The sequence below is a fragment of the Actinomadura sp. NPDC023710 genome, assembly GCF_040639875.1.
Lineage (GTDB): Bacteria > Actinomycetota > Actinomycetes > Streptosporangiales > Streptosporangiaceae > Spirillospora > Spirillospora citrea.
The window spans coordinates 1-11,744 of record NZ_JBFAGB010000029.1 but is presented as its reverse complement, the minus strand read 5'-3'; the positions used below and the strand labels follow the sequence as shown (position 1 = coordinate 11,744).

Annotated in this window: 11 protein-coding genes and 2 pseudogenes; 6 read left to right on the top strand and 7 right to left on the bottom strand. The window is 72.6% G+C overall.

What is annotated here, in order from left to right; all coding sequences use genetic code 11:
* Positions 1-3: 3 nt before the first annotated feature.
* The gene (locus AB0H37_RS29560) at positions 4-363 is read right to left on the bottom strand and encodes a hypothetical protein (RefSeq protein ID WP_360616446.1); all 360 of its coding nucleotides are present in this window, start codon (positions 361-363) and stop codon (positions 4-6) included.
* A 97-nt stretch (positions 364-460) separates the two neighbouring features.
* On the opposite strand from AB0H37_RS29560, the gene AB0H37_RS29555 reads away from it, so the two are divergent.
* Positions 461-868, top strand: coding sequence for a DUF2795 domain-containing protein (locus AB0H37_RS29555; RefSeq protein WP_329091742.1), 408 nt, complete (start codon positions 461-463; stop codon positions 866-868).
* A 23-nt stretch (positions 869-891) separates the two neighbouring features.
* Here AB0H37_RS29555 and AB0H37_RS29550 read toward each other — a convergent pair whose 3' ends face one another.
* The 3 genes from AB0H37_RS29550 to AB0H37_RS29540 form a co-directional block, all read right to left on the bottom strand.
* On the bottom strand, positions 892-2,493 hold the full coding sequence (locus AB0H37_RS29550; protein WP_360616445.1) for a long-chain-fatty-acid--CoA ligase: 1,602 nt from the start codon (positions 2,491-2,493) through the stop codon (positions 892-894).
* Between the two features lie 77 nt (positions 2,494-2,570).
* On the bottom strand, positions 2,571-3,434 hold the full coding sequence (locus AB0H37_RS29545; RefSeq protein ID WP_329091746.1) for a hypothetical protein: 864 nt from the start codon (positions 3,432-3,434) through the stop codon (positions 2,571-2,573).
* Between the two features lie 49 nt (positions 3,435-3,483).
* A complete protein-coding gene (locus AB0H37_RS29540) occupies positions 3,484-4,638 on the bottom strand; it encodes a cytochrome P450 (protein WP_360616444.1) in 1,155 nt (384 codons plus the stop codon).
* Between the two features lie 78 nt (positions 4,639-4,716).
* Between AB0H37_RS29540 and AB0H37_RS29535 the strand changes: the two genes are divergently transcribed.
* Positions 4,717-5,259: a hypothetical protein gene (locus AB0H37_RS29535; protein WP_360616443.1), complete on the top strand. Its 543-nt coding sequence runs from the start codon at positions 4,717-4,719 to the stop codon at positions 5,257-5,259.
* Here AB0H37_RS29535 and murA read toward each other — a convergent pair.
* From murA to AB0H37_RS29520, 3 genes are all read right to left on the bottom strand, one after another.
* Positions 5,256-6,557, bottom strand: a complete 1,302-nt coding sequence (gene murA / locus AB0H37_RS29530) for a UDP-N-acetylglucosamine 1-carboxyvinyltransferase (RefSeq protein WP_360616442.1) — start codon at positions 6,555-6,557, stop codon at positions 5,256-5,258. The two genes, AB0H37_RS29535 and murA, sit on opposite strands and share 4 nt — an antisense overlap.
* Positions 6,558-6,642: 85 nt before the next feature.
* Positions 6,643-7,266, bottom strand: a complete 624-nt coding sequence (locus AB0H37_RS29525) for a LysE family translocator (protein WP_329091751.1) — start codon at positions 7,264-7,266, stop codon at positions 6,643-6,645.
* Between the two features lie 55 nt (positions 7,267-7,321).
* Positions 7,322-8,347, bottom strand: a complete 1,026-nt coding sequence (locus AB0H37_RS29520; RefSeq protein WP_360616441.1) for a M4 family metallopeptidase — start codon at positions 8,345-8,347, stop codon at positions 7,322-7,324.
* A 513-nt stretch (positions 8,348-8,860) separates the two neighbouring features.
* Between AB0H37_RS29520 and AB0H37_RS29515 the strand changes: the two genes are divergently transcribed.
* From AB0H37_RS29515 to AB0H37_RS29500, 4 genes and pseudogenes are all read left to right on the top strand, one after another.
* Positions 8,861-10,117 (top strand): cytochrome P450, encoded by a 1,257-nt coding sequence (locus tag AB0H37_RS29515; protein WP_360616440.1) that lies wholly within the window; start codon positions 8,861-8,863, stop codon positions 10,115-10,117.
* 14 nt (positions 10,118-10,131) lie between these two features.
* Positions 10,132-10,638: a tetratricopeptide repeat protein gene (locus tag AB0H37_RS29510; protein ID WP_360616439.1), complete on the top strand. Its 507-nt coding sequence runs from the start codon at positions 10,132-10,134 to the stop codon at positions 10,636-10,638.
* Between the two features lie 337 nt (positions 10,639-10,975).
* Positions 10,976-11,137 (top strand): annotated as a pseudogene (locus tag AB0H37_RS29505) (ISL3 family transposase); the annotation flags it as partial.
* A 293-nt stretch (positions 11,138-11,430) separates the two neighbouring features.
* Positions 11,431-11,744: pseudogene (locus AB0H37_RS29500) on the top strand (deaminase); the annotation flags it as partial.

Below are 11,744 nucleotides of genomic sequence, written 5' to 3'. Positions count from 1 at the left end.
GGCTCACCCGGCGGCCGCCTCTTCGATGCCGTCCACCTCGACGGTCCACACGCCGTCCATGACCTCGGTCAGGGTGAGCCGCAGCGCCAGCGCGGAGAGTCCTTCCTGCGCGGTCCACAGCGGGAGCGCCACCCGGAAGGCGCGCTCCCCGCCCGGGACCTGCTCGATCTCGGCCACCTCCAGGTCGGAGAAGGCGTCGTCGGGCGGACTGATCAGGTCGCGCCCGGAGGCGGTCACCGCGCCGGCCATCTCCACGGCGCTCAGCCTGCGGCCCTCGGTGAGGGTCTCCAGCTCCTCGTAGTCGCCGCGGACCAGCAGCCCGACCACGACCCGGACCGCGTTCACGCCCTCTTCCGGCAGCATGCGCCACACCGTACCGCGCCGCCGCCGCGAGATCCCCGCGTGTTGGGACACGCGCGCCTGGGAACGTTCCATCCGGTAGGTGCGAAGGGAGGACGAAATGCCAGACAAGAGCGACAAGCACGGCGCGAGGCTGGACGAGGAGATCGGCCGCGAGACCCAGGGCATGGTCAGCGGGGGCCATCCCACGCACGCCGAGGAGTTCAAGGAGACCGAGCCGTTCTCCAACGACTACCCCGCCGACCCGGCGGCGGCCGTCGCCGGTGACCGGGAGGGCTCCCCGCCCGGGATGAGCGCGCAGGACGTGGAGGGCCGCAGCGCCCTGGCCCGGATGCTCAGCGGTGTCCGCTACCCGGCCCGCCCGAACGAGCTGGTCCGGCACGCGGCCGAGGGCGGCGCCCCGGACGGGGCGCTCGACCAGCTGCGGACGCTGCCGAAGCGCGAGTACGAGAACGTCGCCGACGTGGCCGAACAGCTCGGCTACGGGCGCGAGGAGCGGCGCTACTGATCGGCGCCGCGCCGGCGGCGTCCTCAGCCCTGGACGCGGCGGTCGTGGCCCGCCCACTCCCGCTCGCGGAGCTGGAACTTCTGGATCTTCCCGGTGGAGGTCTTGGGCAGCTCGGCGACGAACTCCACCGCGTCGGGCGCCTTGTACCGGGCGAGGCTCGCCCGGACGTGCTCGACCAGCTCGGCCTCGGTGGCGGTGCGCCCGTCGCGCAGGACCACGAACGCCTTGGGGCGTTCGCCCCACCTGTCGTCCGGCACCGCGACGACCGCGACCTCCAGCACGGCCGGGTGCGAGTCGATCGCCCGCTCGACCTCGACCGTGGAGATGTTCTCCCCGCCGGAGACGATGATGTCCTTGGACCGGTCGCGCAGCTCGACGTAGCCGTCGGGGTGCCGGACGCCGAGGTCGCCGGAGTGGAACCAGCCGCCGCGGAACGCGTGCGCGGTGGCCTCCTCGTCCCGGTGGTAGCCCTTCATGACGTTGTTGCCGCGCATGACGATCTCGCCGAGCGTCGTCCCGTCGGCCGGGACGTCGTTCATGTCGCCGTCGACGACCCGCAGCCCGTCGGTCTGGATCATGCCGACGCCCTGCCTGGCCAGCAGCCGGGCCCGGTCCCCGGTGGGCAGCGCCGCCCAGCCGGGCTGCGGCTCGCACACCGAGTACGGGCCGTAGGTCTCCGTCAGCCCGTACACGTGCACGATGTCCGCCCCGAGCCCCTCCGTCTGCCCGATGATCGTCGGGCTCGGCGGCGCGCCCGCCGTCGTGACGGTCAGCGGCCGCTCCAGCGGGTGCGCCTCCGCCGCGTTCACGATCGTCACGAGGACGGTCGGGGCGCCGTTGAGGTGGGTGACGCCCTCGGTGTCGATGAGCCGCCAGATCTCCGCGGCGACGACGGCGCGCAGGCACACCTGCGTCGCGCCGATCGCGGTGAGCGCCCACGGCGTGCACCAGCCGTTGCAGTGGAACATCGGCAGCGTCCACAGGTAGACGCTCTCGGGCGTGTGCCGCGAGTGCACGACCTCGCCGAGCGCGTTGAGGTAGGCGCCCCGGTGCGTGTAGACGACGCCCTTCGGGCGTCCCGTGGTACCGGACGTGTAGTTGATCGAGATGGCGGCGTTCTCGTCCCGGACGGCCCAGGGCAGCGGGTCGTCCGAGCCGCGCGCCATCAGCTCCTCGTAGCCGATTCCGCCGACCGCCGGGTCGGGCTCGGCGCCGGACGCGGGAATGGTGACCGTCAGGGGCAGGCCGTCCGCGAGCGGCGCCACGGACGGATGCAGCCCGGCCTCCACGACCAGCGCCTTCGCGCCCGAATGGTCGAGGATGTAGCGGATCTCGTCCGGCGCCAGCCGCGTGTTGATCGCGACGAGCACGGCCCCGGCGAGCGGCACGGCGAAGTGCGCGACGAGGAGCTCGGGGATGTTGGGCGCCAGGTAGGCGACCCGGTCTCCGGGCTCGACCCCCAGGGCGCGCAGTGCGTTCGCCAGCCGGGTCGTCTCGGCGGCGAACTCGGCGTAGGCGGCGCGCCGGTCCCCGTAGGCGTAGGCGGTCTTGCCGGGGAACACCTGCGCCGACCGTTCGAGGAACACCAGCGGGGTAAGCGCCGTGTGACCCGGGCCGTTGTCCATCGGGAGCCTCCGGTGCCGGTCGGATGTGGCCTGCGCCCCCAGGATCCCACGCGCACCCGCCCCGCCCCGGACGGCCGCTAGCCGTCGGCGTTGCGGGTCAGGATGGAGACTGCCCTGACGGTGGCGTACCCGCGCCACTCCAGTTCGGCGGCGGGCGAGTAGGACGCGAAGTCCACGCGCCATCCGCCGTCGTCCTCCTGCATGCCGTCGAGCCGTCGAAGCTCGGCCGCCACGACGTCCTGCTTGAAGAGGGACCGGGCCGGGCGGTCCGGGAAGGGCGCGAAGTCGAGCGGGCGCAGCATCTCGTCCTCCAGGCCGCCCTCCACGCGGAGGAGGCCGTCATCCGGGATGTGCTCACCGAGCAGGGCGACGGCCTCGGTGTCGTCGACGGCGTCGGCCAGCCACATGGCGAACTCCACCTCCAGGGCGTGCATCGTGTCCTTGGCGCGGAGGGCGTCGAGGCAGTAGCGGGTGGCGCGGTCGAGCCAGGGATGGCCCGCGACCGCCGAGTCGTGGACGGCGACGCGCCGCGCCGTGGCCGCGACCACGGCGGTGATCTGCAGCGAGGACGTCCCGGGGTCGGCCCCCGCCCAGAACGGCGCGCAGCCGGCGGGATCGGGGACGTGCAGGGCGAACGGCAGGCCGCCGTCGGGCAGCGTCACCGAGTCCAGCCAGTCGCAGAGCGCGACCGCCTCCGGAGCGGTCACCGGCGCGAGCTCCTCGAAGACCTCGAACGCGTGCAGCGCGGGGCCCGGCTGGCTCGTCCGCGACCGCAGGTCGGGCTCAAGGCCGTGGCCGTACCCGCCGTCAGGGTTCCGGTAGGCGTTGAGCGCGGCGAGCATCGCGGCCCGGTCGCCTTCCCCGGTCAGCAGTTCGAAGCGGCGGCGGTCCAGGGGACGCGCGTGCGTGGCCATGAAATCGGATGCCTTGGTCAGGTCCATGCCTCCAGCGTGGCCGCCGCGGGCGCGCCCGTCTTGTAGGTTTCGGCCATCACCAGGTAAGGATCAGCTCCCGGGGCGAGCGGTGGATCAGGCTCGGCAGCATGTCCACCGGCTCCTCGACGCGCAGGCCCGGCAGCCGCGCGGTCAGCTCCTCCAGCGTGACGCGGACCTGCTCGCGGGCCAGCTGCGAGCCCGGGCACGCATGGACGCCGTGCCCGAACGCCAGGTGCCGCGCCGGCTCGCGGGTGATGTCGAACTCGTCGGGACGGTCATGGGCCGCCGGGTCGCGCCCGGCGGCCGCGAAGGCGACGAAGACCTCGGCGCCCGCGGGCAGGTCGGTGCCCGCCACCCGCACCGGCCTGGTCGTGACCCGGCGGAACCCCTGGATGGCCGTGTCGAAGCGCGCGGCCTCCTCGACGGCCGCCGGGATCAGCTCGGGCCGGGCGCACAGCAGCTCCCACTGCTCCCGGTTCCGCAGCAGGTGCAGCACCGCCGTCCCGATGAGCGCCGTCGTCGTCAGGTGCCCGGCCAGCAGGATGTTCTGCAGGTTGGAGATGAGCGTGCCGTGCGGCTCGATCGCGCGCGCCATCTCGCCGCACAGGTCCCGCCCCGGCTCCCGGTTCCTCACGTGGGCGTCCAGCACCCGCTTCATGCCCGCGACCTGCTCGGCGGCGGCGACCTGCTCGTCCGTGTCCATCGGCCGGAAGACGAGGTCCTCCGCCCGGTAGCCGCCCTCGATGAGCGCGGGCACCTCGGCCGGGTCGATGCCGAGCATGTGCCCGATCACCTCGCCCGGCAGGATCCGCGCGTACCGTTCCATCAGCTCGACGCGGTGGTCGCCGGCGAAGGACGCGACCAGTTCCCGGGCCCGGCGGGTGATGAACGGGAGGGCCGCGGCGACCCGCTTCGGCGACAGCCCCCGCGTCAGCGGCTCGCGCACCCGCCGGTGGTCGTCGCCGTCCGCCGTGAGCACGACGGGGCGGCCCTGCGGCAGCGACCGCAGCACGGCGACGGCCTCGGGCCCCGGCATCACGTCCGGCCGCAGCGCGTTCGCCGAGGAGAACGTCTCCGGGTCGCGCAGCACCGCCCGCGCGTCGGCGTGCCGGGCGACGAGCCACGCGTCCAGCTCGGGGACGAAGGTCAGCCCCGCGGCCTCGCGCGCCCGGGCGTAGAACGGATACGGATCGGTGCGATCGAACTCCACGGCGCCCCCTCGAAGGTCTGATCACCACCGTAGGAAAAGGGAATGCGGCGCGGGAGGGCATCGGCCTAGCCTGGCCGGATGGACGTGAGTTTCGAGCGGACGGGTGAACGCCGGTACGCCACCGTCGTCAGCCTCCCGGGCCGGCACCCGCGCCGGATGGATCCGGCCCCCGGTTACGACGACCACATCCCGCATGATCTCGTCCACTACCTGGTCGAGGCGGAGCTGGGCCTCACGTCCGGCGTGTTCGGACGTGCCGCGGCAGGGGGCGGCGGCGGCTTCAACGAGACGGTTGAGGAGCCCGGCGACCCGCGGCGGCGGGCCAGGGAGCAGCGTCGGTTGAAGAGGCGGGAGGCCTTCCTCAACCGGTCCGATCCCGGCGACATGGGAAGGTCGGAGCACCTGGCGGGCCTGTGCGATCTCGCCTGGCGCCGCCGCGCCGGGGCGCAGACCCCCGCGTGGGCCGAGCCCCGGCCGATCCCGCCCGAGGAAGGGCCCGCGGTGGACCGCGTCCTGGCCCGGCTGGACGACATGGCTCCGCTCTGGCACGACCTGCCCGTCGGCGGGTCGCTCACCTTCACCTGGCCCCGGACGACCCCGGCCCCAGGCCGTCCGTCCTAGCCCGCCCGCAGGGACAGGCCCAGCGTCCGGAACTGCTCGACCGGACGGTGGTAGCCGCGCTCGATGTGGTGCACGCCCCGCAGCGTGGACGGCCCCTCCGCGACCGCCGCGGCCAGGACCGCCGAGAACCCGGCCCGGATGTCGGGCATGGTCACGTCGCCGCCCCGGAGCTTGGACACCCCGCGCACCACCGCCGAGTGCAGCGCAGCCGTGTCGTGGTACCGGCAGGCGGGACCGCCCAGGCACGTGTCGTAGACCTCGATCTCCGCGCCCATGCTCTGCAGCGCCGGGACGTAGGCGAGCCGGTTCTCGTACACGGTCTCGTGCAGCACCGACATGCCGTCCGCCTGGGTGAACAGCACCATCAGCGGCGTCTGCCAGTCGGTCGCGAACCCGGGGTGGGTGTCGGTCTGCACCGCCGAGGGTCGCAGGCCGCCGGGCGCGGAAGCCATGATCCAGTCATCGGTGATCTCGAACTCGGCGCCCATCCTGGTCAGCGTCGTGATGGCGGTGACGAGCCGGTCCTGCTGGATCCCGTGCACCCGCACCTCGCCCCCCGTCACCAGGCCCGCGACCAGGTAGGAGAACGCCTCGATCCGGTCGCCGCCCAGCCGCGTCTGCGCTCCGCTCAGCCGCTCGACGCCTTCCACGACGATGCGCCGGTCGGGGGCGAAGGAGATCCGCGCGCCCATCCGCTGCAGGAACAGCGCCAACTCGGTGATCTCCGGCTCGGTCGCCGCGTTGCGGATGACGGTCTTCCCCTCGGCCCGCACCGCCGCCAGCAGCACCGTCTCGGTGGCGCCGACGCTCGGGTACGGCAGTTCGATGCGCGTCCCGACCAGGCGCGTGGCGTGCGCGTGGATCCCGTCGGAGGCGTGCGACACCTCGGCCCCGAACGCCCGCAGCGCCTCCACATGGAAGTCGACCGGCCGCCGCCCGATCGGGTCGCCCCCGACCAGCGGCACGAACGCCTCACCGGCCAGGTGCAGCAGCGGGCCCAGCATCAGGATCGGGATGCGGTTCAGGCCGGTGAACGCCTTGCCGACGCTCGGGTCCGACACCGGTCCCGGCACGACCGTCACCTCGCCGCCGGACCGCTCCACGGTCATCCCGACGTGCTCCAGCATCCCCGCCGTGATGCCGACCTCACCGACGTCCGGCGCGTTGCCGATCGTGCTCGGCCCGTCCCCGAGCATCGCCGCGACCATGTGCTTGCTGACCGCGTTCTTCGCCCCGCGCACGGTGACGTCTCCGCGAAGCGGCCCCGACGGCTCGATGTGCCACAGCTTCTCAGTCACCTGAGCAGCCTACGGCGTCCGGGACGGCGGCCCGCCGATTTCGCCCCAACCCCGGCGCCCCGGCCCGGTGACGACGATCACCCGGTCAGGGCCGGTCGGCCAGCAGGTTCGCGGCGAAGCCGAGGAAGGCCACCCCGCTGAGCTGCTCCATCCGCCGCCGGAAGGACGGGCGCCGCAGCCGCTCCCCCATGGCGGCGGCCGCGCCCGACACGACCCAGAACCAGAGAGCCAGCTCGGCCACGTCGATCGCGGTGAACAGGACCGTCGTGCCGAACACCGGCGCCCCTTGCGGCAGGAACTGCGGGACGAGGCTCATGTAGAAGACGCCCGCCTTGGGGTTCAGCAGGTTGGTCCCGATCCCGGCGCGGAAGGCCGCACGCCGCCCTGCGGCCACGACGGGCTCCGGAGGTCCGGCCTCGGCCTTCCTCCTGACGCGCCAGAGCGCCGTCGCCCCGAGCCACACCAGGTAGGCGGCACCGCAGACGCGCACCGCGGTGTACGCGACGTGCGAGGCGGTCAGCAGAGCGGTCAGGCCGGCCGCCGTGGCGAGCCCCCACACCGCGCATCCGGCCATGACGCCGAGCGCCGCGGCCAGCCCGCAGCGGCGTCCCTGTGTGACCGAGGTCCGCAGCACCAGAAACGTGTCGAGCCCCGGCGCCACGTTGACGATCATCGCCGCGAGGGCGAAGGCGAGTGCGGCCGTGATCATGAGCGAATGCTACGACACCCCTTACGACCGCACCACGACCCCGACGATCACGCGGTCACAGGATGCCCCGTGCGGCGAACGCCTCCCGTGCGGCCCGCGCGGCCGTCGCGCCGTAGAGGCGCTGCGCCGCGGCGACGGTCGCCTCGGCTGCGGCCTTGAACGAGGTGTCCGGCGCGAACGCGAACTGCGCCTCGACGATCAGCGTGCTCGCCCGGGCGTCGCCGAGCGCCTGCCGGATGTCCCCCAGGGCCCGCGACCAGATCTCGCCGTCGGCGTGGACCTCACCGGCCATGTCCTCGGGGTAGTGCTTCGTCCCGTCCAGTCTCCGCAGGCAGTGCGTGGGCCCGGACGTGTAGGACACCGAGTCCCAGTCGGCGACGCACGGCTCCGGGGTCCTGGACGGCGTGCCGGTCGCCCAACCGGTGACCGCCACCGCCAGGTAGTCGCCGAACGCCTCCCCGATCGCGCCCGACTCCAGGTTCGTCCCGAACCCGGCGACCTGGCCGTCCTGCACGGAGTGGCCGTACTCGTGGACGATCACCTCGGCGTCCTCGGCGTCGTCCACCCCGCCCTTGCCGAGCGTGATGTTCGCCTTGTCTCCTCGGAAGAAGGAGTTGTCGCCGCCGTACTGGTTGATCCGCACCTCGATCTGCCGCTGGTTCACCGGGCGCAGACCGGACCCGAACCCGAGGTGCTGCAGGTACCGCTGCGCGGTCGTCACCCAGTAGTAGCCCATCACCTGCTCGAACTGGTCGGAGTCGCGATGGTAGGCGGGCAGCGCGCCGGCATCGATCCGGGCGGCCTTGCCGGTCTCGCTCTTCACCCGCACGTACCGCCCGGTGAGCGAGCCCGACCCGTCGAGGTCGGTGAGCGTCACCTGCCGGTAGGCGGGCGCGAGGGCAGGGTAGTCGGCGTCCTTCGCGTCGGTGAGGGACTGGTCGCCGAGCTGCTGGACGGGATTGGGGTAGAAGACGGTCCCGGCGGCGGTCGCGCCGGAGTCCGCGGCGGACGCCGTCGGCAGCGCGGCCATCAACGGGAACACCGCCACGGCCGCCAGGGCGAAACGTCGTGTGTTACGCATGGGCGGACGATATGACCAGGTCCTCACCAGGGAACAGGTCCAATCCGCGCCTAGTCCAAGTCTGTCTGGCATCGCCCGTTCGCACCGCCGAACGCTGGCGACGTTTGCGCTGGCGCCCGCGCCGGTGGCAGGAGAAGCACGGCCACCGGCAATCCAGACCCGGCCTATTCCAGCCCCCGCGGTGACCTGCGCACTTCGTGCGTCGGGGACGATCCGAACTGCCGGGCGTGCGCTCCGACAAACGGACTCGGCACCGGCAGGAGGGCGGCCCCGACGTCCGATCTGCGATTCGGTGGCCGCGCCGGTGCGAGATGTGTGGGTTGGCACCGGCGCGACCGCGATCCCGACCGTGGCCGGGTGGTCCAATCCTGCCGCATCCCACGTTGCACACGGGTTGCACCGGCCCCATGTGTCGCCGGCGCCACATCAACCTCGTCCCGGGTTGACACGCGCGGGGGTGCCGCCGACTTTCGAGGCAGACAGATGAACGTCCAGAGCCCGCGAGGAGCCGACGTGACGGCGACCGATCATCCGCGCTACCCGTTCCCTTGTCAGGACGTCCCGGCCGACGGGCACCGGCCCGCCGACCCGATGGGGCTGTCCGCCCTCTACGACGGGCTCGCGCCCGTCACCCGTGTCCGCCTTCCGGAAGGGCACGAGGCGTTCCTGGTCACCGGGCACGCGCAATGCCTGCGCGTCCTGCGCGAACACGACACGTTCCGACGCGCGGAGGCCGACGCGATCCCGCCCTATCCGCGCACGTCCCCGACGATGCTGGCGCGGGACGGCCGGGAGCATCGCGTCCACCGCGACCTGGTCGGCAACGCCTTCGCGCCCGCCCGCATCGACCGGTACCGGCCGGCGGTCGAGCGTCTCACCTCCCGGCTGCTCGACGCGCTCGTCCAGGCGGGCGATCCGGTCGAGGTCAACGAGCAACTCGCCCTGCCCCTCACCCTAGGCGTCATCGGCGGCGCCATGGGCTTACCGGACGACGACCTGCCGCTGTTCAGGACGTGGGGCGACATGTTCCTGTCCACGGGCGCCGACCGCGCCGCCGAGAACGAGCGCGCGATGCTGGAGATGAGCGCCTACATGGCCGGACGCCTCGGCGGACTCATGGTGGACGCGGAACCCCGCCCTGAGGAAGGCGGCCTGCTCTCCGTGATCGCCGGGAACGCCGTCCGCCGGCGGACCAGCCTGGAGGAGACGGCGCTCCTGGCCGCCAGTCTCGTCATCGCGGGATGGGAGACCACCGCCGCCGCGATCGCGGGCTTCCTGTTCCGGCTGCTCACCACCAGAAAAGACGGCGGCGAGACCCTCTACCGGCTTCTCGTGGCACATCCCCACCACATTCCCCGTGCAGTCGAGGAGCTGCTGCGCACCACTCCCGGCACCGCCTTCGAATCCGCGCAGCCGCGCCGGGCCGTACGTGCGGTGGAACTCGGAGGCGTTCGGCTGCGGGAGGGCGACCTGGTGATTCCGGCGATCGACCGCGCCAACCGCGACCCGGACGTGTTCGAGGAACCCGAGCACGTCGACTTCCAGCGCACCCGGAACTCCCACCTCGCCTTCGGAAGCGGCCCCCATGCCTGCCTGGGCGCCCCGCTGGCCCGGCTGGAGCTGGCCGTCGTCCTGCGGGAGCTCACCCGTCGCTTCCCGGACACGCGGCTGCATCATGCGCCGCACGACGTCGTCTGGAACACCGTCACTTCGATCCGGCACCCGGCCGCGCTCTGGCTCGACCTCGCCTCCTCGGAACGGGCCCGGTGACTATGCTGACGATCATGATCAACCCCGCGCCCGACTGGGAACAGCGAATGGCCGACCTCTGGGGCGCTTTCGACGACCACGACCCCGGGGACTTCCTCAGGAAGGTGGAAGCCCTGACCGCCGAGCTTCCGCCCGGCGACGCCGTCGGCGAGTACGAGCTGGCGTCCGCGCACGACTCGATCGGCAACGAGGCCGAGGCCGCCGACCACTACCGGCGGGCCTTCGCCGCGGGACTCCCCGAAACGCGGCGCAGGCAGGCCACGATCCAGTACGCCAGCACGCTCCGGAACCTCGGCCGCGCCGAGGAGAGCGTCGCCCTCCTGACCGCGGAACGTGAGGCAGGCTCGGACGAACTCGACGACGCCGTCACCGCGTTCCTCGCGCTCGCGCTCACCGACGTCGGACGCGAACGCGAGGCGACCGGCCTCGCACTGGGCGCCCTGTCCCGCCATCTCCCCCGCTACAACCGCTCGCTCTCCAACTACGCGAAAGCCCTGACGCAGGACGGCCCCGCCGACTAGCGGTCTCCGCGCAACCCTCGTCGCGCTTCGCGCGAACCCGCCGGGCCCCCGAGAGCAGCAGGTCGACGTCGCGTGCGTAGCCCCGCGCGCGGTCGGGGTACTGGTGCGACCGAGATGGCGCCGGGCCGGTCGTGGTCACCGGACTAGCAGAACACCCCGCTGAAGCTCCCGGGTACCAATGGGTCGGGGCGTTCGGCTGTCAGCCACCGATTACGTCGCGGTCACGTGCGCCCGATCCAGCGAAGCGCCGCGAAGCGAGGCGGACGAGCCGCGAGCCGACAGGCTCGGGCTGCTGATCCCCTGGTCGGCGCTCTTCTGGAACACGAGCCGGGTGACCGAACCGCGAGCCCTGCTGCCGTGGCCTGCTCTGCGCCGGGCTTTCGAGGCCATCGTGTGCCGGCACCTCACGATCGCCCGAGTCGCCGAGGCGCCGGCCGTGTCGTGGGACACCGCGAACGACGCGGTGCCGGCCGAGGGTCGCCCCGTGCTGATCAGCGACTCGCACCGTCTCGACACCGCGTCCGCCGCTTACTGCGGACCGACCGAAGCGATCAACGGCCGCCTCGAACACCTACGCGGCTCCGCACCGGGCTTCCGCAAACCTCGCCAACGACATCGCAAGATCACCTGAGGCAGGCGGGCTCGGACCACAACCGCTCCCTCAAATCGGATGGGCCTGGAAAGTTTTCTAATGAAGTTCGGGAGGTGTGTCGGGTTGGGGTGGTGGTGTTCGTAGCAGGGGTGAGGCCGCCGCAGGGCGCGGCGCGACCAGTTTTCTCCTGAGGAGTCACCGTGACTGCCACCTACACCTTCGACGTCTTCTCCACGCTGGACGGTTTCGCCAACCACTCCGGCGACTGGGGCGGTTACTGGGGCAAACAGGGCCCCGAGTTCCTCGAGCACCGCGCCGCCGCCTTCCGCGACCCGCTGCGCATGGTGCTGGGGGCCAATACCTACACCTCCAACGCGCCGTTCCTGGCCCCGGGCTTTGACCGCGGCCTGTTCGACGGGTGGATCACGCGGATGTTCGAGTCCCCGGTCACGGTGCTGTCCAGCCGGCTGACCGAGCCGCTCGACTGGCCGGACACCACCATCGAGTCCGGCGA

Coding starts and splice junctions, on each gene's coding strand:
- AB0H37_RS29560 (WP_360616446.1), bottom strand. CDS start 363: ATGCTGCCGGAAGAGGGCGTGAACGCGGTCCGGGTCGTGGTCGGGCTG.
- AB0H37_RS29555 (WP_329091742.1), top strand. CDS start 461: ATGCCAGACAAGAGCGACAAGCACGGCGCGAGGCTGGACGAGGAGATC.
- AB0H37_RS29550 (WP_360616445.1), bottom strand. CDS start 2,493: ATGGACAACGGCCCGGGTCACACGGCGCTTACCCCGCTGGTGTTCCTC.
- AB0H37_RS29545 (WP_329091746.1), bottom strand. CDS start 3,434: ATGGACCTGACCAAGGCATCCGATTTCATGGCCACGCACGCGCGTCCC.
- AB0H37_RS29535 (WP_360616443.1), top strand. CDS start 4,717: ATGGACGTGAGTTTCGAGCGGACGGGTGAACGCCGGTACGCCACCGTC.
- AB0H37_RS29525 (WP_329091751.1), bottom strand. CDS start 7,266: ATGATCACGGCCGCACTCGCCTTCGCCCTCGCGGCGATGATCGTCAAC.
- AB0H37_RS29520 (WP_360616441.1), bottom strand. CDS start 8,347: ATGCGTAACACACGACGTTTCGCCCTGGCGGCCGTGGCGGTGTTCCCG.
- AB0H37_RS29510 (WP_360616439.1), top strand. CDS start 10,132: ATGATCAACCCCGCGCCCGACTGGGAACAGCGAATGGCCGACCTCTGG.